Annotated in this window: 30 protein-coding genes, 1 pseudogene and 1 riboswitch; of the genes and pseudogenes, 22 read left to right on the top strand and 9 right to left on the bottom strand. The window is 64.8% G+C overall.

What is annotated here, in order from left to right:
* Positions 1-114 precede the first annotated feature (114 nt).
* From ftsH to NOF53_RS25370, 16 genes are all read left to right on the top strand, one after another.
* The gene (ftsH, locus tag NOF53_RS25445; RefSeq protein WP_255974090.1) at positions 115-2,394 is read left to right on the top strand and encodes an ATP-dependent zinc metalloprotease FtsH; all 2,280 of its coding nucleotides are present in this window, start codon (positions 115-117) and stop codon (positions 2,392-2,394) included.
* 61 nt (positions 2,395-2,455) lie between these two features.
* Complete coding sequence (gene folE / locus NOF53_RS25440) at positions 2,456-3,073, top strand: GTP cyclohydrolase I FolE (protein ID WP_255974088.1); 618 nt, start codon at positions 2,456-2,458, stop codon at positions 3,071-3,073.
* On the top strand, positions 3,070-3,927 hold the full coding sequence (gene folP / locus NOF53_RS25435; protein ID WP_255974086.1) for a dihydropteroate synthase: 858 nt from the start codon (positions 3,070-3,072) through the stop codon (positions 3,925-3,927). Before folE ends, folP begins: the two co-directional genes overlap by 4 nt.
* On the top strand, positions 3,920-4,282 hold the full coding sequence (gene folB, locus NOF53_RS25430) for a dihydroneopterin aldolase (RefSeq protein ID WP_255974084.1): 363 nt from the start codon (positions 3,920-3,922) through the stop codon (positions 4,280-4,282). The genes folP and folB overlap by 8 nt, the downstream gene beginning before the upstream one ends.
* Positions 4,279-4,791, top strand: coding sequence for a 2-amino-4-hydroxy-6-hydroxymethyldihydropteridine diphosphokinase (gene folK / locus NOF53_RS25425; RefSeq protein WP_255974082.1), 513 nt, complete (start codon positions 4,279-4,281; stop codon positions 4,789-4,791). Before folB ends, folK begins: the two co-directional genes overlap by 4 nt.
* Before the next feature lie 20 nt (positions 4,792-4,811).
* Positions 4,812-5,279 (top strand): DUF3180 domain-containing protein, encoded by a 468-nt coding sequence (locus NOF53_RS25420; RefSeq protein WP_255974142.1) that lies wholly within the window; start codon positions 4,812-4,814, stop codon positions 5,277-5,279.
* Between the two features lie 72 nt (positions 5,280-5,351).
* Positions 5,352-6,347 (top strand): DUF6779 domain-containing protein, encoded by a 996-nt coding sequence (locus NOF53_RS25415; protein ID WP_255974080.1) that lies wholly within the window; start codon positions 5,352-5,354, stop codon positions 6,345-6,347.
* Positions 6,348-6,460: 113 nt separating this feature from the next.
* Entirely contained in the window at positions 6,461-7,387 is a 927-nt protein-coding gene (locus tag NOF53_RS25410; protein ID WP_255974078.1) for a Rossmann-like and DUF2520 domain-containing protein, read from the top strand.
* A 4-nt stretch (positions 7,388-7,391) separates the two neighbouring features.
* Positions 7,392-8,330, top strand: a complete 939-nt coding sequence (gene panC / locus NOF53_RS25405) for a pantoate--beta-alanine ligase (protein ID WP_255974076.1) — start codon at positions 7,392-7,394, stop codon at positions 8,328-8,330.
* A 44-nt stretch (positions 8,331-8,374) separates the two neighbouring features.
* On the top strand, positions 8,375-8,821 hold the full coding sequence (gene panD, locus NOF53_RS25400; RefSeq protein WP_255974074.1) for an aspartate 1-decarboxylase: 447 nt from the start codon (positions 8,375-8,377) through the stop codon (positions 8,819-8,821).
* Between the two features lie 3 nt (positions 8,822-8,824).
* Positions 8,825-9,643: a type III pantothenate kinase gene (locus tag NOF53_RS25395; protein ID WP_255974072.1), complete on the top strand. Its 819-nt coding sequence runs from the start codon at positions 8,825-8,827 to the stop codon at positions 9,641-9,643.
* Between the two features lie 121 nt (positions 9,644-9,764).
* Positions 9,765-10,298: a cysteine dioxygenase gene (locus tag NOF53_RS25390; RefSeq protein WP_255974070.1), complete on the top strand. Its 534-nt coding sequence runs from the start codon at positions 9,765-9,767 to the stop codon at positions 10,296-10,298.
* Positions 10,295-10,717 carry a rhodanese-like domain-containing protein gene (locus NOF53_RS25385; RefSeq protein WP_255974068.1) on the top strand — a complete coding sequence of 141 codons (423 nt, stop codon included), beginning with the start codon at positions 10,295-10,297 and terminating at the stop codon, positions 10,715-10,717. The genes NOF53_RS25390 and NOF53_RS25385 overlap by 4 nt, the downstream gene beginning before the upstream one ends.
* A gap of 68 nt (positions 10,718-10,785) precedes the next feature.
* Positions 10,786-12,297, top strand: a complete 1,512-nt coding sequence (gene lysS / locus NOF53_RS25380; protein WP_255974066.1) for a lysine--tRNA ligase — start codon at positions 10,786-10,788, stop codon at positions 12,295-12,297.
* Positions 12,298-12,436: 139 nt separating this feature from the next.
* Positions 12,437-12,790 carry a histone-like nucleoid-structuring protein Lsr2 gene (locus NOF53_RS25375; RefSeq protein ID WP_255974064.1) on the top strand — a complete coding sequence of 118 codons (354 nt, stop codon included), beginning with the start codon at positions 12,437-12,439 and terminating at the stop codon, positions 12,788-12,790.
* 1,031 nt (positions 12,791-13,821) lie between these two features.
* A complete protein-coding gene (locus NOF53_RS25370) occupies positions 13,822-16,359 on the top strand; it encodes an ATP-dependent Clp protease ATP-binding subunit (RefSeq protein WP_109326470.1) in 2,538 nt (845 codons plus the stop codon).
* A 65-nt stretch (positions 16,360-16,424) separates the two neighbouring features.
* Here the strand turns inward: NOF53_RS25370 and NOF53_RS25365 are convergent.
* Positions 16,425-17,006, bottom strand: a pseudogene (locus NOF53_RS25365) (TIGR03086 family metal-binding protein).
* Positions 17,007-17,068: 62 nt separating this feature from the next.
* On the opposite strand from NOF53_RS25365, the gene NOF53_RS25360 reads away from it, so the two are divergent.
* The 3 genes from NOF53_RS25360 to NOF53_RS25350 are packed head-to-tail and all read left to right on the top strand — an operon-like array spanning position 17,069 to position 18,318.
* Positions 17,069-17,311 (top strand): HTH domain-containing protein, encoded by a 243-nt coding sequence (locus NOF53_RS25360; protein WP_255974062.1) that lies wholly within the window; start codon positions 17,069-17,071, stop codon positions 17,309-17,311.
* On the top strand, positions 17,286-17,843 hold the full coding sequence (locus tag NOF53_RS25355) for a helix-turn-helix transcriptional regulator (RefSeq protein WP_255974060.1): 558 nt from the start codon (positions 17,286-17,288) through the stop codon (positions 17,841-17,843). The genes NOF53_RS25360 and NOF53_RS25355 overlap by 26 nt, the downstream gene beginning before the upstream one ends.
* A 37-nt stretch (positions 17,844-17,880) precedes the next feature.
* Complete coding sequence (locus NOF53_RS25350; protein ID WP_255974058.1) at positions 17,881-18,318, top strand: OsmC family peroxiredoxin; 438 nt, start codon at positions 17,881-17,883, stop codon at positions 18,316-18,318.
* 6 nt (positions 18,319-18,324) lie between these two features.
* Here NOF53_RS25350 and NOF53_RS25345 read toward each other — a convergent pair whose 3' ends face one another.
* The 5 genes from NOF53_RS25345 to NOF53_RS25325 are packed head-to-tail and all read right to left on the bottom strand — an operon-like array spanning position 18,325 to position 20,297.
* Positions 18,325-18,660 (bottom strand): SH3-like domain-containing protein, encoded by a 336-nt coding sequence (locus NOF53_RS25345; RefSeq protein WP_255974056.1) that lies wholly within the window; start codon positions 18,658-18,660, stop codon positions 18,325-18,327.
* Positions 18,657-19,340, bottom strand: a complete 684-nt coding sequence (scnC, locus tag NOF53_RS25340; RefSeq protein ID WP_255974054.1) for a thiocyanate hydrolase subunit gamma — start codon at positions 19,338-19,340, stop codon at positions 18,657-18,659. The genes NOF53_RS25345 and scnC overlap by 4 nt, the downstream gene beginning before the upstream one ends.
* A complete protein-coding gene (locus tag NOF53_RS25335; RefSeq protein ID WP_255974052.1) occupies positions 19,337-19,636 on the bottom strand; it encodes an SH3-like domain-containing protein in 300 nt (99 codons plus the stop codon). Before NOF53_RS25335 ends, scnC begins: the two co-directional genes overlap by 4 nt.
* Entirely contained in the window at positions 19,633-20,076 is a 444-nt protein-coding gene (locus NOF53_RS25330; RefSeq protein ID WP_255974050.1) for an SH3-like domain-containing protein, read from the bottom strand. Before NOF53_RS25330 ends, NOF53_RS25335 begins: the two co-directional genes overlap by 4 nt.
* A gap of 26 nt (positions 20,077-20,102) precedes the next feature.
* Positions 20,103-20,297 carry a CbtB domain-containing protein gene (locus NOF53_RS25325; RefSeq protein WP_255974048.1) on the bottom strand — a complete coding sequence of 65 codons (195 nt, stop codon included), beginning with the start codon at positions 20,295-20,297 and terminating at the stop codon, positions 20,103-20,105.
* A gap of 246 nt (positions 20,298-20,543) precedes the next feature.
* On the opposite strand from NOF53_RS25325, the gene NOF53_RS25320 reads away from it, so the two are divergent.
* Both NOF53_RS25320 and NOF53_RS25315 read left to right on the top strand, forming a co-directional pair.
* Complete coding sequence (locus tag NOF53_RS25320) at positions 20,544-21,212, top strand: DsbA family oxidoreductase (RefSeq protein ID WP_255974046.1); 669 nt, start codon at positions 20,544-20,546, stop codon at positions 21,210-21,212.
* A gap of 115 nt (positions 21,213-21,327) precedes the next feature.
* Positions 21,328-22,269 (top strand): DUF5996 family protein, encoded by a 942-nt coding sequence (locus NOF53_RS25315; protein ID WP_255974043.1) that lies wholly within the window; start codon positions 21,328-21,330, stop codon positions 22,267-22,269.
* A 16-nt stretch (positions 22,270-22,285) separates the two neighbouring features.
* Here the strand turns inward: NOF53_RS25315 and NOF53_RS25310 are convergent, their stop codons facing one another.
* The 3 genes from NOF53_RS25310 to mhuD form a co-directional block, all read right to left on the bottom strand.
* The gene (locus NOF53_RS25310; protein WP_255974041.1) at positions 22,286-23,071 is read right to left on the bottom strand and encodes a CbtA family protein; all 786 of its coding nucleotides are present in this window, start codon (positions 23,069-23,071) and stop codon (positions 22,286-22,288) included.
* A complete protein-coding gene (locus NOF53_RS25305; RefSeq protein WP_255974039.1) occupies positions 23,062-23,256 on the bottom strand; it encodes a CbtB domain-containing protein in 195 nt (64 codons plus the stop codon). Before NOF53_RS25305 ends, NOF53_RS25310 begins: the two co-directional genes overlap by 10 nt.
* Before the next feature lie 23 nt (positions 23,257-23,279).
* Positions 23,280-23,431, bottom strand: a riboswitch (cobalamin riboswitch).
* 61 nt (positions 23,432-23,492) lie between these two features.
* Positions 23,493-23,807 (bottom strand): mycobilin-forming heme oxygenase MhuD, encoded by a 315-nt coding sequence (gene mhuD, locus NOF53_RS25300; RefSeq protein WP_255974037.1) that lies wholly within the window; start codon positions 23,805-23,807, stop codon positions 23,493-23,495.
* A gap of 33 nt (positions 23,808-23,840) precedes the next feature.
* Between mhuD and NOF53_RS25295 the strand changes: the two genes are divergently transcribed.
* Entirely contained in the window at positions 23,841-24,596 is a 756-nt protein-coding gene (locus tag NOF53_RS25295; RefSeq protein ID WP_255974035.1) for an alpha/beta fold hydrolase, read from the top strand.
* The last annotated feature ends 327 nt before the right edge of the window (positions 24,597-24,923 follow it).

Below are 24,923 nucleotides of genomic sequence, written 5' to 3'. Positions count from 1 at the left end.
TACCTGGAGTCGCCGGAGTGCCGTCGCGGTAACCTGGATTGTCCGGTTGGCAGCCGGAAGGCGCACCCGGAAGACCCGCACTCTCGAAAGGACCGGCCACTTCGGCCGACCTGTATGAACCGTAAGACAGTGTTTCGTAACTTGGCGATAGTTGCCGGCATCCTGCTGGTGATCTATGCCTTCAGCTACTTCGGCAACGACACGCGCGGATTCAAGGGTGTCGATACGTCGGTGGCCCTCGCGCAGCTCGACGCGAACAACGTCGAGAAGGCGCAGATCGATGACCGCGAGCAGCAAGTACGCCTGTGGCTCAAGGACGGCAACGACGCCACCGACGGCAACACCGAGATCCTCGCGAAGTATCCCGAGGCGGCGTCCGAGCAGATCTTCACCGAGATCTCCGACAAGGGCCTGGCGAGCTACAACACCACGGTCACGCAGGAGAGCTGGCTCACGTCGATTCTGCTGTTCGTGCTGCCGATGGTGATTCTCCTGGGCATCTTCTTCTTCGTGATGAGCCGGATGCAGGGCGGCGGTCGCGGCGGTGTGATGGGCTTCGGTAAGTCGAAGGCCAAGCAGCTCAACAAAGACATGCCGAAGACGACGTTCGCCGATGTCGCAGGAGCTGACGAAGCGGTCGAAGAGCTGTACGAGATCAAGGACTTCCTTCAGAACCCCATGCGCTACCAGTCGCTGGGCGCGAAGATCCCGCGCGGTGTGCTGCTGTACGGGCCTCCCGGAACCGGTAAGACCCTGCTCGCCCGCGCGGTCGCGGGTGAGGCCGGCGTCCCGTTCTTCACGATCTCCGGCTCCGACTTCGTCGAAATGTTCGTCGGCGTCGGTGCCTCCCGTGTCCGTGACATGTTCGACCAGGCCAAGCAGAACAGCCCGTGCATCATCTTCGTGGACGAGATCGACGCCGTCGGCCGGCAGCGCGGTGCAGGTCTCGGTGGCGGCCACGACGAGCGCGAGCAAACCCTCAACCAGCTGCTGGTGGAGATGGACGGTTTCGGTGACCGGACCGGCGTCATCCTCATCGCCGCAACCAACCGCCCCGACATCCTCGATCCCGCGTTGCTGCGCCCGGGGCGTTTCGACCGCCAGATCCCGGTCGGTGCCCCCGACCTTGCCGGTCGTCGCGCGATCCTCAAGGTTCATTCGCAGGGCAAGCCCATCGATCAGCACGCCGACCTCGAAGGCCTGGCCAAGCGCACCGTCGGAATGTCGGGTGCCGACCTCGCCAATGTCATCAACGAGGCCGCGCTGCTCACGGCCCGCGAGAGTGGGACGGTCATCACCGAGGCAGCGCTCGAGGAGTCGGTCGATCGGGTGGTCGGCGGACCCCGCCGCAAGAGCCGCATCATCAGCGAGCACGAGAAGAAGATCACTGCGTACCACGAGGGTGGGCACACGCTCGCCGCGTGGGCAATGCCCGACATCGAACCCGTCTACAAGGTCACCATCCTCGCTCGTGGCCGCACCGGCGGTCACGCGATGACGGTGCCCGAGGACGACAAGGGCCTGATGACGCGGTCGGAGATGATCGCTCGACTCGTCATGGCGATGGGTGGCCGCGCCGCCGAGGAGTTGGTGTTCCACGAGCCGACCACCGGCGCGTCCTCCGACATCGACATGGCGACGAAGATCGCGCGGTCCATGGTCACCGAGTACGGCATGAGCGCCAAGTTGGGTGCGGTCCGCTACGGGCAGGAAGGCGGCGACCCGTTCCTCGGCCGTTCGATGGGCCAGCAGTCCGACTATTCACACGAGGTGGCCCGCGAGATCGACGAAGAGGTACGAAACCTCATCGAGGCCGCGCACACCGAGGCGTGGGCGATCCTCAACGAGTACCGCGACGTGCTGGATATCCTGGCCACCGAACTGCTCGAGCGGGAGACCCTCACCCGCAAGGATCTCGAGAAGATCTTCCACAGTGTGGAGAAGCGTCCGCGCATCACGGCGTTCAACGACTTCGGCCACCGGACTCCCTCCGACAAGCCGCCGGTCAAGACGCCGAGGGAACTCGCGGTCGAGCGCGGCGAGCCGTTGCCCCCGCACCAGCCCGAGCCGGTGTTCGCTCATCAGCAGTCGTCGCAGCAGGCCCAGCCGCAGCAGCAGTATCCGCAGCCTGTGGCTCCGGCAAACGGATACCCGCAGCCCGGTCCTTCGCGGCCGCAGGGCGCAATCGCCCAGCCGCGCCCGGACTACGGCGCACCCGCGGGATGGTCGGCTCCGGGATGGCCCCCACGCGATTCCGGTGGGCAAGGCCAGGAAGGCCGGTACTCCGGGACTCCGAACCCGGGCAACGAGTGGAACCCACCCCACGAGCAGCGTCCGGCAGGGGACGAGGATCCGCAGACGCGGCCCTGGCGAGGACCGGACGGATCGAACTGATCTGTTCGAACTAGGCTGATGTTTCGGGACACAAAGTTCCCGTAAGTGGAGGAGTTTCCGGTTGTCGGTAGATCATCTCGATAGTGAACCCGTAGCACTCGAAACGGGCCGGGTGTTCGATCAGCCCCGCGCTGAGGCTGCCGTGCGTGAACTACTCATCGCCATCGGCGAAGATCCCGACCGTCCCGGTCTCATGGACACCCCTGCCCGGGTAGCCCGGTCGTATCGCGAGGTCTTCGCGGGCCTCTACACCGATCCGGACTCTGTCCTGGACACAACGTTCGACGAAGGCCACCAGGAACTCGTGCTGGTGCGGGACATCCCGCTGTACTCCACCTGTGAGCATCATCTCGTCTCCTTCCACGGCGTCGCTCACGTCGGTTACATCCCCGGAAGGACCGGCAAGGTGACGGGTCTGTCTAAGCTGGCTCGCGTGGTCGACCTGTACGCCAAGCGTCCGCAGGTGCAGGAACGCCTCACCAGCCAGATCGCCGATGCGGTGATGCGCAAGCTCGATCCGCGCGGCGCCATCGTCATCATCGAGGCCGAGCATCTGTGCATGGCGATGCGGGGCATCCGCAAGCCGGGAGCCAGTACCACCACGTCGGCGGTGCGGGGCCTCCTCCAGTCCAGCGCGGCCTCACGTTCCGAGGCTCTGGACCTTATTCTGCGCAAGTGACTGCTATCGAGTTGCCCTCGCCCGGCCGGACCGTCGTGATGGGTGTCCTGAACGTCACCGCCGATTCATTCTCGGACGGGGGCCGCTTCCTGGATCGTGACGCCGCCCTGGCTCGCGGTCTCGAACTGAAGCGTCTCGGGGTCGACATCGTCGACGTGGGCGGTGAGTCGACTCGTCCGGGGGCGGCGCGCGTCGACCCGGACGTGGAGGCGGGGCGCGTTGCTCCGGTCATCGCAGATCTGGTGTCCGAGGGTATTTGTGTCAGTGTCGACACGATGCGGGCGTCCGTCGCCGAAGCGGCAATCGAGGCGGGTGCCTCCATCGTCAACGATGTCGCCGGGGGGCGCGCCGATGCGGCGATGGCATCCGTCGTGGCAGACGCCGGTGTCCCGTGGGTCCTCATGCACTGGCGGTCGGCCGGCGATTACGTTCACCGCGGCGCTGCCGACCACTACGAAAACATAGTCCGCGAGGTCCGGGACGAACTGATGACGCAAGTGGACCTGGCTGTCGAAGCCGGTGTCGCGGCGAGTTCGCTGGTGTTGGACCCCGGACTCGGTTTCGCGAAGAACGCCGGCCACAACTGGGCGCTGCTCAAGGCATTACCGGAATTCACCGAGCTGGGATTCCCCGTCCTCATCGGGGCGTCGCGGAAGAGGTTCCTCGGTTCTCTGCTGGCGGACCCGGACGGTACTAGTCGGCCACCGGCGGGGCGCGAGGTCGCGACCGCTGTCGTTTCGGCACTCGCTGCCACCTACGGAGCGTGGGGTGTTCGTGTGCACGACGCGCAGGGTTCGCTCGACGCCATCGCAGTGGCCGAGGCCTGGGCACGAGGTGGCGTCGCCCGTGAGTGACCGAATTGAATTGAGAGGCTTGCAGGTTCGCGGCAACCACGGAGTCTTCGAGCACGAGAAGCGGGACGGTCAGGAGTTCTACGTCGACATCACCGTGTGGATCGATCTCGCACCCGCGGCAGCGTCGGACGCTCTCGAGGACACCCTGGACTACGGCGGACTGGCTGAGCGGGCAGCGGCGATCGTCGCCGGACCGTCTCGGGACCTGATCGAGACCGTGGCTGCGGAGATCGCCGACGGAGTGATGGCGGATCCCCGCGTGCAACGCACCGAGGTGGTGTTGCACAAACCCTCCGCCCCGATTCCGTTGACGTTCGCGGACGTGGCGGTAGTGGCGCACAGGTCACGGCAATGAGCCGCGCCGTGCTGTCCATCGGATCGAACGTCGGCGACAGCGTCGCTCACCTGCAGTCCGTTCTCGACGCTCTGGGAAGCAGTGTGGTAGCGGTCTCGGCGGTCTACTCGACTGCGCCGTGGGGCGGGGTCGAGCAGCAGGACTTTCTCAATGCAGTACTGGTGGCCGACGATCCGGCACTCGACGCCCCTGGGTGGTTGCGGCGCGGACAGGAGATCGAGGCCGCCGCCGAGCGGGTGCGGACGCAGCGCTGGGGTCCGCGGACACTGGATGTCGACGTCATCGTGTGTGACGACCTCCGTAGCGACGATCCCCACTTGACCCTGCCGCATCCAAGGGCGCACGAACGTGCCTTCGTGCTGATTCCGTGGCTGGACGTGGATCCCGACGCAGTCCTGCCGGTCGGAGGGGAATTACAACGGGTCGAGAATGTGCTGGCATCCCTGGACGAGAGCGAACGCGCCGGTGTGCGTCGTACGGAGTTCGCCCTGAACCGGCGGTCGCGATGAAACCGGAACCTACCGGCACGATGAAGCCCACTCGGATCTGGGATCTGCTGTTCCTGGCGGCACTGGCCGTCGCCGCCACCTGGATTCTGGTCCGAGTCTTCTATGGATCCTTTCCACCCATACCCGTGTACGCAGGGGCGTCGTTGTATCCGGTGGCCGCAATCGAGGTGATTCTCGCGTTCATGGTCCGGTCGAGGGTCCACAACCATCAGGTCGGTGACGGTCCCCGCCAGCTGCACCCGATCACCGCGGCCCGGGTCGCTGCGCTGGCCAAGGCCTCAGCACTGGTCGGTGCCGCGACAGCCGGCGTGTGGGGCGGCTTCCTGCTCTACCTCCTCCCGCAGCGCTCGGTGTTGCGGGCTGCGGTGTCGGATACGCCGGGTGCCTGGGTCGGGTTGGTTGCCGCGCTCGCTCTCGTCGGCGCTGCCCTGTGGTTGGAACACTCTTGCCGCACCCCGGACGACCCGTCTGACGAGCCGGCGCACTAGCACCGTAGGGGATCGCCGGACGTGTCCTGCGAATGCGCAGTGCACCGCTGACGGCCAAGTACCCTGGCAAGCATGACGAATCCTGGTCGCCTCAAGTCTGCGCGCCGCAACAAGCGCAGCGCGAGCCAGATGATCGTTGCGGCGCTGCTCGCGCTCGCCGTGGTCGCCTCCCTGTTCCTGATCTTCAGCGAGAGCGTGCCACTCCTGAGAGTTGGTGTGGTGGTAGCACTCTGGGCAGCGACGCTCGGTGCCATAGCCATGACGAAGTACCGTCGCGAATCCGCGCTCGACAAGGCGAAGGTCAACGATCTGCAAACCGTGTACGAGCTCCAGCTCGAGCGGGAAATTTCGGCTCGGCGTGAATACGAGCTGACCGTCGAGAAGCGGGTACGCAGCGAGGTTCGCGCGGACGCCGAAGAACTTGCGGCACTGCGGGCCGAGCTGTCCTCGTTGCGGAAAAGCCTCGAGGCCTTGTTCGACGGCGCCATGCCAACCGAACGGATCGCGCTGCGGGCCGATTCGACGCGGGTGCAGGAACTCGCCGGCGGGTCGTACAGCAGCTACCAGCCGGCGGCGTCCGGGCTGTACATCCCGGGAGTGGGACATTCCGGCCACCAAGGCCAGACCGGCGGGCCGCAACACAACTTCGCAAACCCCGACGACGAGCCGGTCACCGCCGAGACCTCGATCGTTGCGCCTGATAGTCGGGATTACGCGGACGCGGACGCAGACGCAGAGATCGAGGTCGAGCCGGAGTCCGAGCCCGCACCCGAGCGGGAATCCGAGGCCCAGCCGGAGCCGGAGGCAGAAGCTGAGCCGGTGGTGGAAGCTGAGCCGGAAGCGGAAGCGGAAGCGGAAGCTGGTGCCGAGGCAGAGGCAGAGGCAGAGGCCGAGGCAGAGCCCGAGCCGGAACCCGGTTCGCGTCGCGCTCGGCGACGGGCGTCCGAGGACGACGAACCGTCCGGCGCACATACGAGCGGTCTGTCCGTGGCCGAGATCATGGCCAACTTGCACTCGACGGCGGGTCCCGCGCAGGTCAGCGGACGTCGACGGCGCCGCGCCGAGTAATGAGGCGCAGATCACTTCGCCGGCGCATGGCGGGGTGAACTGGAAGCGGGCTATTCTCACTCGAGAACGTCTGGTACCCGCCGAGCGGGACTGGAACGAACGAGAGGACGACGGTGACCTCTTTCGGGATCACTAATGGACCTGCGCCTGCGCGATTGACGGTAGGAATCGTCTCTGCCGGCCGGGTCGGTACAGCTATCGGGGCGGCGCTCGAGCGTGCGGGACACGTTGTCGTTGCCTGTTCGGCGGTTTCCGACGTGTCTCGCCATCGAGCGCGCACCCGTCTTCCCGACACGGAGATTCTTCCGGTGGCGGATGTCGCTGCCCGCTCCGAGCTGCTGATTCTGGCCGTTCCGGACTCCGAGCTCGCCTCACTGGTGACGGGACTGGCCTCCACGGATGCGGTGCCGAGGCGCACGATCGTCGCGCACACCTCCGGTGCCAATGGCATCGGTATACTCGACCCTCTTGCCCGCCAGGGCGTCGTTCCCCTTGCGATCCATCCGGCGATGACCTTCACCGGCCACGACGAGGACACCGTGCGCCTCGCGTCGGCGTGCTTCGGGATCACCGCGGCGGACGACATCGGTTATGCCATCGCCCAGTCCTTGGTTCTCGAGATCGGCGGCGAGCCGGTGCGCGTACGCGAGGACATGCGGACGCTCTACCACGCGGCTCTCGCACACGGCAGTAATCACCTGGTCACGCTCGTCGTCGACGCCGTGGCCGCCCTGCGCGTCGCGCTCGAAGGGCAGGAGCTTCTGGGGCAGGAGCTGATCGGCAACGAGCCGAACGGCCTCGCGGAACGAGTTCTCCAGCCCCTGCTGTCCGCTGCCCTCGACAACGCGCTTCGTCGCGGCCCGGCCGCCCTCACCGGGCCGGTGGCACGCGGCGACTCGCACGCTGTGGCTACGCACCTGCGGGTGCTCGAGGAGGTCGATCCGCAGATCGCCGCGGGTTACCGGGCGTTGTCGCTTCGGTCGGCCCAGCGGGCGGGCGCGACATCTGAACTACTCGACATCCTGAACGAGCGGAGGTAGTTCCGTGAGCGAACTGCACGGCGGATACAAGCGCGGGGAACTCACCGTGCACCACGACCCGAAGGTCCTGACCCGGGTCTCGAAGGCATTGCGGGGCGTGGGCCGGCAGGTGGCGCTGGTGCCGACCATGGGAGCCCTGCACGCCGGGCACCTGGAGTTGGTGCGCCAGGCCAAGTTGACGGGCGCGGTGGTGATCGTGTCGATCTTCGTCAACCCGTTGCAGTTCGGCGCAGGGGAAGACCTCGATTCCTACCCCCGCACGCTCGATGCGGACCTTGCGTTGTTGCGGAAGGCCGGAGTCGAACTGGTCTTCGTACCCACAGCCACCGCGATGTACCCGGCTGGGCAGCGGACCATGATCCACCCGGGCCCGCTCGGTGCCGAACTCGAAGGTGCGGCCAGGCCGACGCATTTCGCGGGCATGCTGACCGTCGTGGCGAAGCTGCTCCAGATCGCCGCGCCGCATGTGGCGTACTTCGGCGAAAAGGACTATCAGCAGCTCACGCTGATCAGGCAGATGGTCACCGACCTCGACTTCGACGTGAGAATCCTGGGCGTGCCGACGGTCCGTGAGCACGACGGTTTGGCGTTGTCCTCGCGTAACCGGTACCTCGACGAGAAGCAACGGACTGCGGCGACGACGCTTTCTGCAGCTCTCATCGCGGGCGCCCATGCCGCCGCGGGCGGAGCCGAAGCGATTCTCGCCACCGCCCGTGAGGTGCTGGCGTCGGCGCCGGAAGTGGATGTCGACTACCTCGAAGTGCGGGGCGTCGATCTCGGTCCCGCCCCCGAACGCGGGGACGGTCGCCTGCTCGTCGCCGCCCGAGTGGGGTCCACCCGGCTGATCGACAACGTCGGGGTCGCGGTCGGCACCGGATTTCTCGAACGTGCCACCGAACCGCCGTCCGGCACGGCAGTCTCCGAAGAACTCACCTCCCGATAGAACAGCGTCGAATCTTCCGTTCGTGGAAGAGTAAGGACCAGAACATGTTTCGCACCATGATGAAGTCGAAGATCCACCGCGCCACGGTGACGCACGCCGATCTCCACTACGTCGGTTCGGTCACGGTGGACCAGGATCTGATGGACGCCGCCGACCTTCTCGAAGGGGAGCAGGTGTGCATCGTCGACATCGACAACGGTGCACGGCTCGAGACCTACGTCATTGCCGGCGCACGTGGTAGTGGCGTGATCGGAATCAACGGCGCAGCAGCGCATCTCGTCAAGCCCGGCGACCTCGTCATCCTCATCGCCTACGGGGTCATGAATGAGGAGGAGGTGCGGGACTATCAGCCGCACGTCGTCTTCGTCGACGCGGTCAACAAGCCCATCGAACTCGGTACCGACCCGGCGCACGCACCGGAAGGCTCCGGTCTCATCACGCCCCGCATGCTCGGGGCGCTCGACGCCGAGCGCGAATCCAGCCTGGTGTAACGGGTGCTCCTCACCGTCGACGTCCGGAACACGAACATCGTTCTCGGGCTTTTCACCGGATCCGGCGAACACTCGAAACTGGTGCAGGACTGGCGGATGCGTACCGACCAGCGGATGACCGCTGACGAGTTGGCCTTGATCTTCCGAGGGCTCCTCGGTGCGCACGTCGACCAGGTCACCGGTGTGGCCGCCTTGTCGACGGTCCCGTCCGTGTTGCGGGAGATTCGGGTGATGTTGACGCGGTACTGGGGTCATGTTCCGCACGTGCTGGTGGAACCCGGCGTCCGAACCGGTGTCCCGCTGCTCGTGGACAATCCGAAGGAGGTCGGCGCCGACCGGATCGTCAACAGTCTTGCGGCGCACCATCTGTACGGGGCGCCGTGCATCGTCGTGGACTTCGGTACCTCCACCTGTGTCGACGTTGTGTCGGGCAAGGGGGAGTTCCTCGGTGGCGCCATCGCGCCCGGGCTCGAGATTTCCTCGGACGCGCTGGCGGCGCAATCGGCGGCGTTGCGCAAGGTGGAACTGCTCCGCCCCCGCTCGGTGGTCGGGAAGAACACCGTCGAATGCATGCAATCGGGTGCGGTGTTCGGTTTCGCCGGTCTCGTCGACGGGTTGGTTCGTCGGGTCCGAAAAGAGTTGCCTGCCTTTGCGGGGTCCGATGTGGTGGTGATCGCCACCGGTGATCGCGCGCCGCTGATCATGCCCGAGACGGAGACCATCGACGAGCACGAACCGGATCTCACCCTCGAAGGCCTGCGGCTGGTGTACGAGCGCAATCAGGCCCGTCGTGGATCGGCCCGTCGAAGTCCGCTCGACTGACGGGTTCCGTCCGGCCGGAAGATGTGCCACAATGGTCGGCGTGAATCGCTGCGCGAGTGCTCAGGAGTGTTGTCGAGGCTGAACGCTGCCTTGACCAATTCACACTTCTGGAGTCTCTCTCGTGCTCGCTACATATTCTTCTGCAGCTGTACCCACCCGTCTTCGTCCCGCCGACTTGCTGCGCATCACCGATCAGGGTGCTGCCGAAGTCCTCGACGGCCGGCACGACAATCTCCTTCCGCGTCGATGGCCCACCGATGAGCGCTGGTCCTCGCGGCTGTACAGCGACGACGACGTCGATGTCTGGCTGATCAGCTGGGTTCCCGACCGAAACACCGAATTACACGATCACGCAGGATCTTTCGGAGCGCTTACCGTTCTCAGTGGTGCGCTCGCCGAGTTCCGCTGGGCCGGTGACCGCCTACGTCATCGGAGGTTGGAAGCAGGTGATCAGGCTTCCTTCCCCCTCGGATGGGTTCACGACGTCGTGCGAGCCCAGGACGTGCCTGGGGCGACCGTCGCGACGCCGACGCTCAGCGTGCACGCCTACTCACCGCCTTTGACAGCCATGTCCTACTACGAGGTCACCGATCACGGCACGCTGCGCCGCACCCGAAGTGAACTCACCGATCTTCCCGAGGGCGGTTCGAAATGACCATCGACCAGATGCTCGAAGAGGCTCGTACGCAGATCGACCGCATGTACGCGTTCCAGTTGCCCGAGGCGGTGGCTCGCGGTGCGATCGTCGTGGACATCCGACCGCAGGCGCAGCGGGCCGTCGAGGGCACGCTGCCCGGCGCACTGGCCATCGAACGAAACGTGCTCGAGTGGCGCCTCGACCCCACGAGCTCGGCGCACCTGGCGTTGGCGGTGAACCACGATGTGGAGTGGATCATCGTCTGCTCCGAGGGCTACACCTCCAGTCTTGCCGCCGCGTCCTTGCAGCAGCTGGGCCTGCACAAGGCCACCGACCTCGTCGGCGGATACAAGGCGGTCAAGGCGGCGGGACTTCTGGGCGCCCTCATCGGCTCCCGGCACTGCACGCGCGAGCTGGCCACCGTTTCGGCTCACTGACGTATTCGGCCGACGCCTGATGACGCCTGAATAGGGGCACCGGAGACGGTCGATTAGGCTGGTGACCCGTGAGTGAAGCAGCAGACCAGCCAGTCGACGACACCCCCGAGCAGCTCCGGATCCGTCAGGAGAAGCGTGCGCGGATTCTCGCGGAGGGACGCGAGGCGTACCCGGTGTCGGTTGCGCGCACCCACTCTCTGTCGGAAATCCGCGCGAAGTATCCAGACCTCGAGCCCGACACCGCGACCGGCGACGAGGTCGGTGTCGCGGGTCGAGTCATCTTCGTCCGCAACACGGGCAAGTTGTGCTTCGCGACGCTGCAGGAAGGCGACGGTACCCAGCTGCAGGCGATGATCAGTCTCGCCTCTGTCGGGGAAGAGGCGCTGGCGTCCTGGAAGGCAGATGTCGACCTCGGTGATTTCGTGTTCGTCCACGGTGAGGTGATCAGCTCCCGTCGTGGCGAGTTGAGTGTGATGGCTGATTCGTGGCAGATCGCCGCCAAGTCGCTCCGCCCGCTGCCGGTGGCGCACAAGGAGATGAGCGAGGAATCGCGCGTCCGGCAGCGTTACGCCGACCTGATCGTGCGAGCGGAGGCGCGCGAGAATGCGCGCAAACGCGTGGCTGTCGTGCGGGAACTGCGCAACGGTCTCGAGCGCCGCGGATTCCTCGAGGTCGAGACACCGATGTTGCAGACGCTGCACGGTGGCGCCGCGGCCCGCCCCTTCGTCACTCATTCCAATGCCCTCGACATCGACCTCTATCTGCGCATTGCGCCGGAACTGTTCCTGAAGAGGTGCGTCGTCGGCGGTATCGAGAAGGTTTTCGAGATCAATCGTAATTTCCGGAACGAAGGCGTCGATTCCACCCACTCGCCGGAATTCGCGATGCTCGAGACCTACGAGGCCTACGGCACCTACGACGATTCCGCCGTCATGATCCGTGAACTGGTTCAGGAGGTCGCCCAGGCGGCTTTCGGGTCGACCGTGGTGACACTTGCGGACGGCACCGAATACGACTTCGGTGGCGAATGGAAGACCCTCGAGATGTATCCGTCGCTGTCACAGGCGATCGGTGTCGAGGTGACCCCCGCGACAACGGTCGACGAATTGCTTGCGCTCGCTCAGAAGGTTGGCCTCGAGGTACCCAAGGACAAGGGGTACGGGCACGGCAAGCTCGTGGAAGAACTGTGGGAGCACCAGTGCGGCGACCAGTTGTACGAACCCACGTTCGTTCGGAACTTTCCGGTCGAGACGTCCCCGCTCACCCGGGATCACCGGACGGAACCGGGGATCACGGAGAAGTGGGACCTGTACGTCCGAGGCTTCGAGTTGGCCACCGGCTATTCGGAATTGGTCGATCCGGTGATCCAGCGTGAGCGTTTCGTCGATCAGGCTCGGCTGGCCTCGGCCGGTGACGACGAGGCGATGGTCCTCGACGAGGAATTCCTCGCGGCGATGGAGCAGGGAATGCCTCCGACCACCGGTACCGGAATGGGAATCGATCGACTGCTCATGGCTTTGACGGGATTGGGAATCCGGGAAACAATCCTCTTTCCGATTGTTCGTCCCTCTTCCCGCTGATTCAGCTCGATGAATTCGCGGGGATAAAATACGTCCATTCTCCGTATTCCGAGACGGTGAATTAGGGGTATGGTTACCTCCGGGTAGTAGCTCACGTTGACGATGACACGTTCGCTTCATTCGAGAGGAAATTCATCCCATGGCCAAGAAGGTTACCGTCACCTTGATCGACGACGTCGATCAAGAGGCATCTGCTGATGAGACCGTCGAGTTCGCACTCGACGGTGTTCAGTACGAGATCGACCTTTCCTCGGAGAATGCGGCAAAATTGCGCGAGCAACTCGACGTGTGGGTTTCGCATGCCCGGAAGGTCAGCTCACGCAAGCGCGGCAAGACCGTGGCGGCAGCCCCGGCCGCTGTCAAGTCCCGCGTTTCGGTCGATCGGGAACAGAGTGCGGCGATCCGTGAATGGGCGCGCAAGAACAACAAAAAGGTTTCCGCACGCGGGCGGATCTCCGCCGAAATAATCGACGCGTACAACAAAGCGAACTGAAAGTTAGCTGGGAACAGAATTCACTGAATCGCGTCCAGGATCTACCTGGACTGTTACAGTCCCTGACTGATTCGATATCCGGTAAATCCGGGTGGTAGCTGCCGGGGCGCTGCGTGGTCGTTTCGGGAATTCTGTTCCTGGCGTTCGTGGTGCGCGCCGGCGGGGTACCGGCGTCGCCGCAACAGGCACTTCCGGTGCCGGATCGTTCCCTTCCGGTGTGCCCCTCGAATCGAGTAACCCGGGTAGTTTGTGCCAAGGCCGAGGCCGAGGCCGAGGCCGAGGCCGAGGATGGGTTTGTGCCGGCCGACCGCCGATCATCCCGAGCCCGTGATCCTGGCTTCACTGCACCGTGGTGCCCTGGCAGACCGGCTCGGCCGTGTCCGCCGGCCAAGTGCCCTGCCGTTTCGTCTCACCGAACCGGGGGCTAGGTCTCATCGTGACGCTGCCGACGTTCCGCTGCCTCGCCCGCGAGCCCCAGGCGTTCGCGGCAGACAGAGGCGGCAACGTCTGGGTGGCGAACGCACAGGTCGTCGACATACCCTGTCCGGACAGGCAGGACTGGCAGTCTTACCGTTCCGTGGGTTAACGCCGTCGCCGAGAAGCGACAACGGCGGGTCGCAACCTCGCGGGAAATACGGGAGTCGTCGTCGACCCACCCGGCAACGTCTGGGTGACGAACAACTGGAAAGAAGTACCTGTTCGAGCCAACCCCGACGGCTACGACATCGTGGCTGTACCGGCCTCGCCGGACCTGTTCGCTCCAGGCGTACAGGGAAGGGGAAACGAATGCCGGAGCTGGGGCGTTAAATACGATAAGCAGGCTCGCCCGCCCACCTAAAGGGGTGGAGGGGCAGCAGGTCGATCGGCAGCCAACTAGAGTATGAGATGGGGTCGTGGAACCTTCGTCGGTTCAGGGCTGAGGCCTTCGAGCAGGCGGTGGCGATCTGCTTGTTGTGCCGGAGCGAAACGCGGCGAACAGGGACGAGACACCCGGTCTCGTGACTGCTTGTCGGAAAGTGTGAGGGAGAGCGATGTTCGAGAGGTTCACCGATCGCGCACGGCGCGTTGTTGTCCTGGCGCAAGAAGAAGCCAGGATGCTCAACCACAACTACATCGGTACGGAGCACATCCTGCTCGGCCTCATTCACGAGGGCGAGGGTGTCGCTGCAAAGTCGCTGGAGTCGTTGGGCATCTCCCTCGAAGGAGTGCGCAGCCAGGTCGAGGAGATCATCGGCCAGGGCCAGCAGGCCCCGTCCGGCCACATCCCCTTCACCCCGCGTGCCAAAAAGGTCCTGGAGCTCAGCCTGCGCGAGGCGCTGCAGCTCGGACACAACTACATCGGTACGGAGCACATCCTGCTCGGCCTCATCCGCGAGGGTGAAGGTGTCGCAGCGCAGGTGCTGGTCAAGCTCGGTGCCGATCTCAACCGTGTGCGACAGCAGGTCATCCAGCTGCTCTCCGGTTACCAGGGCAAGGAGCCGGCCGAAGCGGGCGGAACTCGCGGCGAGGCGGGCACACCGTCGACGTCGCTTGTGCTCGACCAGTTCGGTCGCAACCTCACCCAGGCAGCCCTCGAGGGCAAGCTCGATCCCGTCATCGGCCGCTCGAAGGAAATCGAGCGTGTCATGCAGGTGCTGTCGCGCCGTACCAAGAACAACCCTGTCCTGATCGGCGAGCCCGGTGTCGGTAAGACCGCTGTCGTGGAGGGTCTGGCCCAGGCCATTGTCAATGGCGAGGTTCCCGAGACACTCAAGGACAAGCAGCTCTACACGCTCGACCTCGGGTCGCTCGTAGCCGGCAGCCGTTACCGCGGTGACTTCGAAGAGCGCCTGAAGAAGGTTCTCAAGGAGATCAACACCCGCGGCGACATCATCCTGTTCATCGACGAGCTGCACACCCTCGTGGGTGCCGGTGCGGCCGAGGGCGCCATCGACGCGGCCTCGATCCTCAAGCCGAAGCTCGCCCGCGGTGAGCTCCAGACCATCGGCGCCACCACTCTCGACGAGTACCGCAAGTACATCGAGAAGGACGCTGCACTCGAACGCCGCTTCCAGCCGGTGCAGGTCGGCGAGCCGACGGTGGAACACACCATCGAGATCCTCAAGGGTCTTCGCGACCGTTACGAGGCGCACCACCGAGTGTCCATCACGGACGGTGCACTCGTCGCCGCGGCCACCCTGGCCGATCGCTACATCAACGACCGCTTCCTGCCGGACAAGGCCATCGACCTCATCGACGAGGCCGGAGCCCGGATGCGCATCCGCCGGATGACCGCACCACCGGACCTTCGCGAGTTCGACGACAAGATCGCCGACGCCCGCCGCGAAAAGGAGTCCGCGATCGACGCGCAGGACTTCGAGAAGGCCGCGAACCTGCGCGACAAGGAGAAGACCCTCGTCGCTCAGCGTGCGGAGCGGGAGAAGCAGTGGCGTTCCGGCGACCTGGACGTCATCGCCGAGGTCGACGACGAGCAGATCGCCGAGGTCCTGGGTAACTGGACCGGCATCCCTGTGTTCAAGCTCACCGAGGAGGAGACCACGCGTCTGCTCCGCATGGAGGAGGAGCTGCACAAGCGGATCATCGGTCAGGAAGACGCGGTCAAGGCTGTCGCCAAGGCGATCCGTCGTACCCGTGCCGGCCTGAAGGACCCGAAGCGTCCGTCCGGTTCGTTCATCTTCGCCGGCCCGTCCGGTGTCGGTAAGACCGAGCTGGCCAAGTCGCTCGCCAACTTCCTGTTCGGCGAGGACGACGCCCTCATCCAGATCGACATGGGTGAGTTCCACGACCGCTTCACCGCGTCGCGGCTGTTCGGTGCCCCTCCCGGCTACGTCGGCTACGAAGAGGGCGGCCAGCTCACCGAGAAGGTGCGCCGCAAGCCGTTCAGCGTGGTGCTGTTCGACGAGATCGAGAAGGCACACCAGGAGATCTACAACACCCTCCTGCAGGTGCTCGAAGACGGCCGTCTCACCGACGGTCAGGGCCGGACCGTGGACTTCAAGAACACGGTGCTCATCTTCACCTCGAACCTCGGGACCTCGGACATCTCCAAGGCTGTCGGCCTCGGATTCACCTCCGGTAAGGGTGACGAGTCGAACTACGAGCGGATGAAGCTCAAGGTCAACGACGAGCTGAAGAAGCACTTCCGGCCCGAGTTCCTCAACCGCATCGACGACATCGTCGTGTTCCACCAGCTCACCACCGAGCAGATCGTCAAGATGGTGGACCTGATGGTGGCACGCGTCGAGGTGGCGCTGAAGAACAAGGACATGACCATGGCGGTCACCGACAAGGCCAAATCGCTCCTGGCCAAGCGCGGCTTCGATCCGGTCCTGGGTGCGCGGCCGCTGCGCCGCACCATCCAGCGCGAGATCGAGGACCAGCTGTCGGAGAAGATCCTCTTCGGCGAGGTCGGCCCCGGTCAGATCGTGTACGTCGATGTCGAGAACTGGGACGGCGAGGGTGCGGGCGAGGACGCCAAGTTCACGTTCCGCGGCGAAACCAAGCCGGTCACGGTACCCGACGAGGTTCCGATCGACCTTGCCAAGTCGGGCGCTTCCGACTCGGAGTAAGCAGTAGCAGCACACGAACGGGCCGCCGGTGGATATCCACCGGCGGCCCGTTCGTCGTCCGCGTATCAGACGCTCTTGCGTCCGGACCAGTTCGCCAGCCGCTCAGTTGGACCCGCGGCAGGCAGGGGTTCGACCACCTAAGCGAACGGGACATGGCCACCGCGCACTTCGGCCGGAATTGCATGTCGGACGACGGCGAGCGCCGCTTCGGCAAGCCCCGGCCGGGTTTCGGCGTGCTGGCCGGTGGCGACGGCGATGTCCCAGCCGTGCACGAGAGTCTCGTTGATGTATCCCCAGACGGCCGCCCGTCCGGGGACCGTGCCCCACGGCGCCGTGACGTCGGCGTCGAGCCGGCTGTCGTCGGTCCAGACCGGCCACATTCGTTCGATCGCGGCTCGGTAAGCCGCGGCGTAGTCCTCGTCGGGAATTTCGGTGGCGACGAGGGGGATGGTGCTCGGGTCGTCGCCTTCACCGATCACGCGGGCGCGTTCCACCGTGGCGACCAGATGGCCGAGGAGGGTGCGGACGTCGAAGTCGACGCAGGGAGTGGATGCCGTCAGCTGGTCCTCGCGGACTTTCTCGATGAGGCCGGTGGTCCAGGTGAGGGCTTCGCGATACAGGGGCCGGGGATCTGTTGTGGATGTCATGAGGCAACTATCGCCGCGAAACATGACATCTCCTGTCATGTATTTCTGCCAGACTTTTCCCCATGCGCGCCGACCGCCTTCTCTCGCTCGTCCTCCTGCTCCGAAGCCGTGGACGCATGTCGGCGCCGGCGCTGGCCCGCGAGCTCGAGGTGTCTCCGCGCACTGTGCTCCGCGACATCGACGCATTGTCGACGGCGGGGATACCGGTGTACGCCGGACGCACACCGCGCCGCGGCCACCAAGGTGGCCGAGCGGATATTCGTCACTCAGGAAACGTGGTTGTCGGATCCGGTCCCCGCGGATGAGCACCTCGGCCTGATTCAGCAGGCCGTCTTCGTGGGACGCCGACTGAACATTCTGTACGCGTCGAGGGGAGCGGAGGCGGTATGGCGAATCATCGACCCGCTCGGACTCATTTATGCGTCCGGAAGGTGGTATCTGGTCGCGACGGACGCGGGCAGGGAGAGGACGTACCGTCTCGAGCGCATCGAGGCGGTGGTCGAACTGGACGAATCCGCGCAGCGTCCGGCCGACGTCGACCTCGCCGCCGTCTGGGAGCGTCGCCGCACAGCGTTCCGGGCGACAACGAAACCGGTTGTCGCGGATGTACTCGTGCGCGTGGACCGCAGGGACGATCTCGTGGAACGGGTGTTCGGTGTGCGCACCGAAACTGCGTTCGACCGCAGTCGGGTTCGCGTCGAGGCGGTATTCGGCGACCATGCCCACGCGAACGGTGTGCTGTGGGCGATGGGTGACGATGTCGAGGTCCTGGGACCTGCGAAACTGAGGGCAGAACTACTGTCCAGGGCGATGCGCATGCTTGCGCGGTACGAGTAGGTTCGAGGAGAACTGACGTCATACGAAAGGGATTGGCATGCCGACACGTACCGCACGCACCGCTTGGAACGGAACGCTCGAACAGGGAGCGGGTCAAGTCGAACTCACCAGCTCGGGAGTGGCTACGTTCGACGTGTCGTTCCCGAAGCGAGCGGCCGACAACGCGGAGGGAACCACCAGCCCGGAAGAGTTGATCGCAGCTGCGCATTCGTCGTGCTTTGCGATGCAGTTGTCCGCGCTGATCGCGGAGGCAGGCGGAACACCGCAGAGTCTCGAGGTGAAAGCCGATGTGTCCTTGGGACCGGACACTTCGGGTTTCAAGCTGACCGGCATCACGCTCACCGTTCGAGGTGAGGTGGAGGGCCTGGACGCCGAGGGGTTCGCCAAGGCCGCGCAGGCGGCCAAGGAATCGTGCCCCGTGAGCAAGGCGCTGACCGGTGTCGAAATTACGCTCGACGCGGCGCTCGAATCCTGAACCGGCTCACTGCCGGTTGAACCGGGCGCGGATCTCCTCCATCTTGGTCTGCAGCTCCTCCTGACTGATGACGCCCCTGTCCATCAGCGCATGAGCCGTCGCAATCACCGAGCGGCTGCGGACGGGGAAGTCACGGTAGATCGTCTCGCCCAGTTCGTCCTCGGTGTGGCGCCTGTCGAGGTTGTCGAAGGTGCCACGCCAGGACAGGCATTCGGCCGTGGCCTGCATTCGCGATTCCCAGGGGTCGGGTTTCCGGTCGAGGTCGGGAAGCGTGGCATCGTCTCGCGTACCGGAGGGTGTCAACGTGTTCAGGAGGACCTCGTAACCCTTGTCCGTCATCATTTCGGGCCTCCGACCGACGGTGGCGTGGTCGCCGTCCAGTCCACCTGGGGTACTGCGACACCGATCATGGTGTCGCGGGTGACGATCGATGCGAGTTGCTCCTCGCTCCAATCCTCGGTTCCGGGCGGCCGCATCGGCATCACCATGAACCGCGACTTCTGATTGGAGTCGTGTACGCGTACTTCCACATCAGGCGGGAAGTGCAAGCCGAACTCCGCAATGACCTCACGAGGCCAGCGGACCATCCTGCGCCGGTAGTTGGGCGTGCGGTACCAGTCGGGGGACATGCCCAGAACTGGCCGCGGATAGCAGGAACACAGCGTGCAGACTATGACGTTGTGCACCTTCGGCGTGTTTTCCAGGACGTAGAAGTAGGTGTAGTCGCTCGGTGTCCCGGACCCCGTCGGGTCGCGCCAATCTATTCCAACTTCCTTGCATGTCTCGGTGCCGTCGGCCAACAGTCGCTTCTTGAACTCCGGATCGACCCATGCTTTGGCGACGAGCTTGGAACCACCGGACGGCCCGACGGATTCGGCCCACTCAGAGAATCTGCGATGGTCCTCGTGAGAGAACAGGCCGTGCTCGATGGACAGTTCGCGGATCGCCGTTTCGAGGATCTCGAATTCGCTGATCTCTTCCGACGCTTGGATCGGGGCGTGGTCGTCGTGCGAATGCGTCATGTCTCAGCCTCCCCTGCAAGCTCCAGCCAGCGCTCGGAGCATTCGGTTTCCAAAGTGTCGACATCGAATCCGGTATAGCGAGGCCACAGGTCGGTCTGCTTGAAACGTACGACGTAGAACGGTTCCGTTCGCCCGTCGTCTACCCTTCCCCACGCCTCGTCTTCGGGAATCACCCATTCCGGGCGATATTCGACGATCACGCCGGTGTGCCCGCGGATGAAGGCCTGGGTTCTGGTGTGAAACATCGACGTCGCGTCCCGGACGGTGATACGATCCCCGATCCGGAACTTGCTCATGACGGACTCCCACCTGCTGGTTGGTTACTCGACCGCCCGCGGACCTCGTCGATTTTCGCGGAAAGTTCGTCGGGAGTGATGAGGCCTTTGTTGATCAGTGTCTTGGCGGCCACCGTGATCCACCGCGCGTAGTACGGCAGACCGAAATAGAGAGTTGCACCCAGGTCGTTCTCGGCACGACGGCGTTCCTCCGAGTTCCACACACCGCGCCATCCGAGGCATTCGCAGGTGACGTAGGTGCGCATCTCCCAGTCTTCTTCCACCTTCTCCTCGTACGGGACGGGAAGCGCGGGCTGGCCACCGACGTCGTGTAGGACATGCCGCAACGCGTCGAAGGCGGCGTTGGAAAGGTAGTAGGGCGAATCCATTTCGGCGTGGTGGACTGGGGTGAATTCGGCTACGCGATGAGCCTGTGCTTCGAATTCCGCTCTAGGGTTCATCTCCGGCTCCGGTCCTAAGATGGAAACTAGTGGCAGGGAAGTCCCAGTAGGTGGCGTCCGTCATGCATCAGTTCGTGAAGGTACATGCCACTTCGGGAGATCGCGCCCTGGTCGAACCCGACCAGGTAGAGCATGAGGAGGGAAAGAAGGACGACTCCGAAGGCTGTCAACACGACTCCGAGAGTTTCGACAGACCTGCCAGGCGAAGCGACGTACACCATGGGTTCCCCTGAAGAAGTTCGGGTTCGAGAACTACCGTCCACTGCCAATCATCCGGGCATCGCGGTGAGCGCCCCTCGATCAGCGGCACGGCCGTCTCGACGTTACTCCCGGTACCGCGAGTCGACTACTGTCCCAGACGGCCCAATCCCGCATACGCAGATGGGGCATGGGGGACCAAGACAAGACGCAATCTCCCTCGGTTCACGTCACGGAACAGAAGCCGGCGTCGAACTGTTTACTGCACTGTGACGACCCAACTCAACGACTCCGCTCGTGCCATCGAGATCGAGATCTGGTCCGACGTGGCGTGCCCGTGGTGCTACATCGGCAAGCACCGCTTCCTCTCCGCCCTCTCGAATTTCGAGGGGCGTGAGCGGGTGCGGGTGACGTGGCGGTCGTATCAACTGGCACCGGAAACACCGGTAGGGGAGCGCCGCAGCGAACTCGACGCGCTCGTGCAAAGCAAAGGCATGTCTGCGGAGCAAGTGCGTCAGATGTTCGGACACGTGTCGCGGACGGCCGCCGAAGAAGGACTCAGGCTCGACTTCGACAGCGTGATCGCCGCCAACACGTTCGACGCCCACCGTCTGATTCACCTGGCAGGAGACTCGCGCGACGCGGTGGTGGAGGCGCTGTTCCGAGCGCACTTCACTGAGGGCGCGGTGATCGACGATCGGGAAGTTCTTGTCGACATCGCATCAGGTGCCGGTCTCGACCCCGATGTCGTGCGCGCGCAACTCGACTCCGACGCAGGGGCGGATGCGGTGCGCGCCGACCTCGCTTCTGCTCGACAGTTGCAGGTATCGGGGGTGCCGTTCTTCGTCGCAGACCGCCGAATCGCGGTGTCGGGTGCTCAACCGAAAGACCTGTTCCTTCAGCTGCTGACACAGGCGAGCGCAGCGTCGGTGGACTGACGACGCCGGTGTCCGCGCAGTGGGGTCCACCCCTACCCGGGTGTCGGTGCGGCGCGCTTGCCATCGCCTTGGCCGAAGAGCACATTGAAATGCACGTCATCGGCAGGGAGGCACTGTGCGCGAGCAGACACGATCCAGAGACACATGGCCTGCGTTGAAAGTGGACGACTGGACCTCGACACGGGACACCCTGCACATGTGGACGCAGATAGTCGGGAAGATCCGCTTGGCCCACGCACCGTTGATCAACCACTGGTGGCAGGTCCCGCTGTACGTGAGCCCCCGCGGTCTCACGACGTCGACAGTCCCGTACGGCACCGACTGTTTCGATATCGAATTCGACTTCGCCGACCATCGACTGGTGATCCGCACGAGCACGGGCGGCAGCGGGACGGTTGCCCTCGAACCGAAGTCGGTGGCCGATTTCTACACGGAGACGATGGACACGCTGGCCGAACTGGGAGTGGCGACCACCATTCGGGCCCGGCCCAACGAGGTGAACCCAGCCGTCCCGTTCGCGGAGGACACCCAGCACTGCTCGTACGACGGTGAGTCGGTGTACCGGTTCTGGCGGCAGCTCGTGCAGGCGGACCGGGTGTTGCACGAGTTCCGTTCGCATTTCATCGGGAAAGTCAGTCCCGTGCACTTTTTTTGGGGTGCGCTCGACCTGGCCTGTACCCGGTTCTCCGGGGAAACCGCACCGACTCACCCTGGGGGAGCGCCGAACTGCGGAGACTGGGTGATGGTCGAGGGCTACTCGCACGAGCTGAGCAGCTGCGGTTTCTGGCCCGGTGGTGGCGCCGAAGGCGCGTTCTATGCGTACGCCTACCCGGAGCCGGATGGCTTCGCCGACTACCCGGTCGGGCCCGACGGAGCCATCTACAGCGGAGAGTTCCGGCAGTTCTTGCTGCCGTATGAGGCCGTGCGAACTGCAGACGATCCGGATCTGGCGCTGCTGACGTTCCTGCACAGCACGTACGACGCGGCTGCCGAACTGGGTGGCTGGGACCGGGCCGCCCTGGAGGCGGACCCGGCCCGATGGGACAAATTCCGTTGACGCCCTGAAAGGCGGGTCAGCCGGCGTTCGCCGCCGCGGGCGCCTGCGCCCGGGTGGCACGCTCGGTGAGGAAGGCGAACACGAGACCGAGAGCGAGCCACAGGGTGGCCTGGGTGGCGAGGGAAGCGAGGCGGAAATCCCACAGCAGGCCGGCAGGGAAGTCGTCGCCCACCTCGTCGACGGTAGGCAGAATCAGATATCCGACCGTGACCACGACCAGGAAAGCGGCCACCGGGGCCGCGATGCGCGTCGACAGGAATTCCTGAGCAGCTACCGCTTTCGCGGCGTATACCGATGCGAGCACGGCGAGCAGACCCAGCACCACCACGGCGAGCCACAGCCAGGTGCGACTGGTGATGGTCTCGGGATCGCCGACGGCCGGCGGATTGGCCGGGTACTTGAAGAACGGAACGGCTTCGATCGCCAGCCACCCCAGTGACGCGAGCACCATACCGAGCACCGGACCCGAAAGCGTGGTCACCCTGCGCGCGTAGTGTGTGACGACGGCGAATATTGCACCGAGCGCGAGCCCGGCGAGTGACGTCGCAAGGAACAGGCCGAACCGCTGTCCATTGCGGCTGACCAGGGCATCTTCCTCGTCGTGCGAGTGGCCCGACGCTGCCCCGGCTTCCGTGGCGTCGTGCGAGTGATCGGCCGAACCCGCCGCTTCCTCGATCGCGATGGCGGCGTCGATGTGCGATTCGCCGACGACGAATGCCACGCCGCCGGCGAGGATTCCGGCGATCAAGCCTGCGAGCAGGCCGCGGATCAAGAGTTTCCCAAGGGACTCGCTCAGTGGCATGGCAGACCCAGGAGGTGGCGCCCGTCATGCATCAGTTCGTGCATGTACATGCCACTGCGCGAAATTGCGCCCTGGTCGAATCCGACGAGGTAGAGAGCGAGCATCGCGAACAGGACGATCGCGAAAGAAATGACGGCGAGACGGGTCGAATCGACCGATGTGCCGGGTGCGTAGGCGAGTGCCATGGTTCCTCCTGGGATGTCGCGTCCCCTAGGTTCATGCGATGGCCGCAGTATCTGGCTGTCGAGGTGGTTCCCGCATCTTGCCGTGGCCTAGCTGAGGGACTACTCCGATTTACAGTGGCGCGACCGCTCCGGTTTTGCACCGGATTCCTGCCGAACCATCGCTTTGTCTTGCGAACTTTCGCACCCGGCGGGCCGCCGTGTCAATGTTGGTATCGAGGTTCGCCTAAAGTAGATCGTCAGCGATCGGCGGCGGCCGACACGTCGAGAACCACCTCGAACTCGAGCAGAGACGCACCGGATGCCACCGGCTTCTTCCGCTCACCAGCGTGCGCATCCTTGGCGGGGCCGTCGCGCCACGCCTCGAATGCCTCTTCGCTTTCCCATTGGGTGACGACGAAGTAGCGGTTCTCGCCCTTGACCGGGCGCAGAAGCTGGAAGCCGAGGAAACCGGGAGAGTTCTCGACGGCATGCGCGCGTCCCGCGAAGCGCTTCTCCAGCTCGGGGCCCGCACCCTCGGGAATTTCGATTGCGTTGATCTTCACCACTGCCATGCTTGGCGAGATTACTCCGCTAGCGTCGCAGTCGTGGTGGGTGAGAGTGCGTTGCACGATGAGGGCGGCACGGGACAACCGATTCTGCTGCTGCACGGGCTGATGGGTAGTGCCCGGACTTGGGTCCGGCAGGTTCCGTGGCTGCGCGAACACGGCCACGTCTACACATTCGACGCTGCCGGCCACGGCCGTCCCGTCCCGCGCGTGCTGTCGACGGAAGCATTCGTGGAGGACCTGGCTGCGGCGTTGAGTGCGGTCACCGAGCCGGCGGTGGTGATCGGACATTCAATGGGCGCCCTGCACGCGTGGTTCCTGGCAGCCGAACACCCGGAGATGGTGTCGGCGCTCGTAATCGAAGACATGGCCCCCGACTTCCGCGGCCGTACCGCCGACGACTGGGCTGCGATGATCTCGAACTGGCCGAGGCCGTTCGCGACGCGAGAGGCACTCCTCGGATACTTCGGACCTGTCGCGGGACAGTACTTCCTCGACTCGTTCGAGCAGCGTGACGACGGCTGGTACCTACACGGGGAGGTCGAGACGTTTCGCGACATCTCCGCCGAGTGGGGCGACCGGCATTTCTGGGATCAGTGGGCGTCGATCACGGTTCCGGCGCTGCTGATCGAGGGGGAGTTCACGATCACCCCGGAGGGCCAGATGCGGACCATGGCGGAGCATCATCCTCGCGCCGAGTACGTCCGCATCGAGCGGGCCGGGCATCTGGTCCACGACGACCAGCCCGAGCAGTACCGGAAAGTGGTCGAGGGGTTTCTGGACCGACTCGGCTGAGCGCACAGTTGCACCGCCACACCCACCCCTAGGGTCATCAAGGTGACCGTCATCACATTCTTTGACTATATGAGCTCGATAACATTAACTTAGCCTGCCCTCACGCAGGGCAGGCTACCCATTCTGGCGGTCAGCGGAGGTCACCCCTTGGTGGCCTCGAACTGTCCGCGCAGACGACAATGCGCCGCGTGCGGGGGCCCGGCGACCAAACGACAAGGACATCACTCTCGTGGCATCTTCGACCAAGCGGCGCCTGGCCGGCGCCGGCACCATCGCCGGACTCTCCGCGCTCGCGCTGATCGCAAACCCCGCCATCGGTTCCGCAGC

Origin of the sequence: Rhodococcus tibetensis (assembly GCF_024438035.1) — a bacterium.
Lineage (GTDB): Bacteria > Actinomycetota > Actinomycetes > Mycobacteriales > Mycobacteriaceae > Rhodococcus_F > Rhodococcus_F tibetensis.
The sequence above is the reverse complement of the archived record's forward strand: the minus strand, read 5'-3'. Positions and strand labels throughout refer to the sequence as shown.

What these genes read in the sequence shown, in the direction of transcription:
- folK (WP_255974082.1), top strand. Translation starts at nt 4,279, where the DNA reads ATGAGCCGCGCCGTGCTGTCCATCGGATCGAACGTCGGCGACAGCGTC.
- NOF53_RS25370 (WP_109326470.1), top strand. Translation starts at nt 13,822, where the DNA reads ATGTTCGAGAGGTTCACCGATCGCGCACGGCGCGTTGTTGTCCTGGCG.
- scnC (WP_255974054.1), bottom strand. Translation starts at nt 19,340, where the DNA reads ATGACGCATTCGCACGACGACCACGCCCCGATCCAAGCGTCGGAAGAG.
- NOF53_RS25345 (WP_255974056.1), bottom strand. Translation starts at nt 18,660, where the DNA reads ATGATGACGGACAAGGGTTACGAGGTCCTCCTGAACACGTTGACACCC.
- NOF53_RS25360 (WP_255974062.1), top strand. Translation starts at nt 17,069, where the DNA reads ATGCGCGCCGACCGCCTTCTCTCGCTCGTCCTCCTGCTCCGAAGCCGT.
- mhuD (WP_255974037.1), bottom strand. Translation starts at nt 23,807, where the DNA reads ATGGCAGTGGTGAAGATCAACGCAATCGAAATTCCCGAGGGTGCGGGC.
- NOF53_RS25375 (WP_255974064.1), top strand. Translation starts at nt 12,437, where the DNA reads ATGGCCAAGAAGGTTACCGTCACCTTGATCGACGACGTCGATCAAGAG.
- NOF53_RS25325 (WP_255974048.1), bottom strand. Translation starts at nt 20,297, where the DNA reads ATGGTGTACGTCGCTTCGCCTGGCAGGTCTGTCGAAACTCTCGGAGTC.
- panD (WP_255974074.1), top strand. Translation starts at nt 8,375, where the DNA reads ATGTTTCGCACCATGATGAAGTCGAAGATCCACCGCGCCACGGTGACG.
- NOF53_RS25310 (WP_255974041.1), bottom strand. Translation starts at nt 23,071, where the DNA reads ATGCCACTGAGCGAGTCCCTTGGGAAACTCTTGATCCGCGGCCTGCTC.
- ftsH (WP_255974090.1), top strand. Translation starts at nt 115, where the DNA reads ATGAACCGTAAGACAGTGTTTCGTAACTTGGCGATAGTTGCCGGCATC.
- NOF53_RS25420 (WP_255974142.1), top strand. Translation starts at nt 4,812, where the DNA reads ATGAAGCCCACTCGGATCTGGGATCTGCTGTTCCTGGCGGCACTGGCC.
- NOF53_RS25415 (WP_255974080.1), top strand. Translation starts at nt 5,352, where the DNA reads ATGACGAATCCTGGTCGCCTCAAGTCTGCGCGCCGCAACAAGCGCAGC.
- NOF53_RS25385 (WP_255974068.1), top strand. Translation starts at nt 10,295, where the DNA reads ATGACCATCGACCAGATGCTCGAAGAGGCTCGTACGCAGATCGACCGC.
- NOF53_RS25350 (WP_255974058.1), top strand. Translation starts at nt 17,881, where the DNA reads ATGCCGACACGTACCGCACGCACCGCTTGGAACGGAACGCTCGAACAG.
- NOF53_RS25335 (WP_255974052.1), bottom strand. Translation starts at nt 19,636, where the DNA reads ATGAGCAAGTTCCGGATCGGGGATCGTATCACCGTCCGGGACGCGACG.
- NOF53_RS25330 (WP_255974050.1), bottom strand. Translation starts at nt 20,076, where the DNA reads ATGAACCCTAGAGCGGAATTCGAAGCACAGGCTCATCGCGTAGCCGAA.
- NOF53_RS25305 (WP_255974039.1), bottom strand. Translation starts at nt 23,256, where the DNA reads ATGGCACTCGCCTACGCACCCGGCACATCGGTCGATTCGACCCGTCTC.